The sequence below is a fragment of the Dubosiella newyorkensis genome (assembly GCF_001945605.1).
GTDB classification, from domain to species: domain Bacteria; phylum Bacillota_I; class Bacilli_A; order Erysipelotrichales; family Erysipelotrichaceae; genus Dubosiella; species Dubosiella newyorkensis.
Genome location: NZ_MPKA01000014.1, coordinates 1 through 1448 on the forward strand (window position 1 = coordinate 1; position 1448 = coordinate 1448).

Below are 1448 nucleotides of genomic sequence, written 5' to 3' on the forward strand. Positions count from 1 at the left end.
GAGAGTGTAAAATATTTTGTGTAAATAGGTAGATTTGTTTCCTAAATAGAATAGAAAAAAGGAAATATCCTTAGTAAGATTAGTTCGACCAAACAAATACTAGAAAGGACATTTCCCATGTTTGATATTACTACAGATATCGTCAAAACTCTATTCGTAAATGAAAATAATTTGCCTGCTTTAGAGCAGTTCATGCTGGAATACTTCCGCTCTTCTCTTGAAAATACGGTCAATGACATTATGGCTTATGAACTGACGGCTTTTCTCGATTATGAAAAGTATGCCCGTTCGGATAATGCCAACTGCCGAAACGGAAGCTATTCCAGAAAGATCGATACGAAATTCGGATCGATCACTGTAAAGATCCCAAGAGACCGGCTGGGCGAATTCTATACTTCTTTTCTACCTAAATATAAAAGAAGGGACGAATCCACCGAAGCCACTATTCTGTCTTTGTTTGAAAAAGGCCTGACAAACTCTGAGATCGCGGCTATGATCCAGGAACTGTGCGGAGTCAAGTATTCTCGGCAGACCATATCCAATATAACCGATCATGTCATCGAGTCGATCGATGCTTTTAAAAACAGGACGCTGAACGATGAGTATGCCGTCATTTATCTGGATGGTACAGCCATGGCCATGCGAAGAGACACCGTATCGAAGGAAATGGTCCATATCGCTTTAGGGGTCCGGACTGACGGTACAAAAGAAATCTTAGGCTATCTTATCGCGCCTACAGAATCGGCCCAGGCCTGGAAGGAACTGCTCCAGGATCTGAAAGAACGGGGAATAGAAAGAGTCTCTTTGTTCTGCACAGACGGATTGTCCGGAATGGAAGGGGCTATCGAAGAAATGTTTCCGTCTTCCAATATCCAAAGATGCATGGTCCATATCCAAAGAAATATCGTTTCCAGCTGCCGAGTCAAAGACCGTAGCGAAATCACAGGAGATTTCAAAAAGGTCTATAAGGCCGAAAACAAGGAAAAGGCAAAAAGAAAGCTGCAAGAATTCCTGGATAAATGGGGCGCGAAATACCCAAAGATCAAAAGGATGCTGGAGAAAAGCGAACATCTGTTTACCTTTTATGATTATCCGTCCTGTGTCCGGTCAACAATCTATACGACAAACCTGATCGAAGCGAACAACAAGCAGCTTAAAAGAAATTTCAAAAAGAGAGAACAGTTTCCCACAGAACAGTCCCAGGAAAAATATTTAGTAAGTGAATTCAATAAATATAACGAAAAGCATATGAACCGGGTCCATAAAGGGTTTGGAAGAACGGTGCGAAGCGACTGGTTCAAAGAAGAGGATTGATTGGCTCTCCCGTCAGCCGACGAGCAGCGAACACTAAGAAAAGGCATGACTTTTCTTAGTGTTCGCTCATTCACCTTAACAAACTCAGAACTAATTACTAAGAAAACAATTTACACAAAAATATTGACACTGCC

1 protein-coding gene is annotated in these 1448 nt (G+C 41.5%); it reads left to right on the top strand.

The features are described 5' to 3' along the window. The first annotated feature begins 117 nt into the window (after window positions 1-117). Window positions 118-1314 carry an IS256 family transposase gene (locus BO225_RS00225; RefSeq protein ID WP_076340295.1) on the top strand — a complete coding sequence of 399 codons (1197 nt, stop codon included), beginning with the start codon at window positions 118-120 and terminating at the stop codon, window positions 1312-1314. Window positions 1315-1448: the final 134 nt, after the last annotated feature.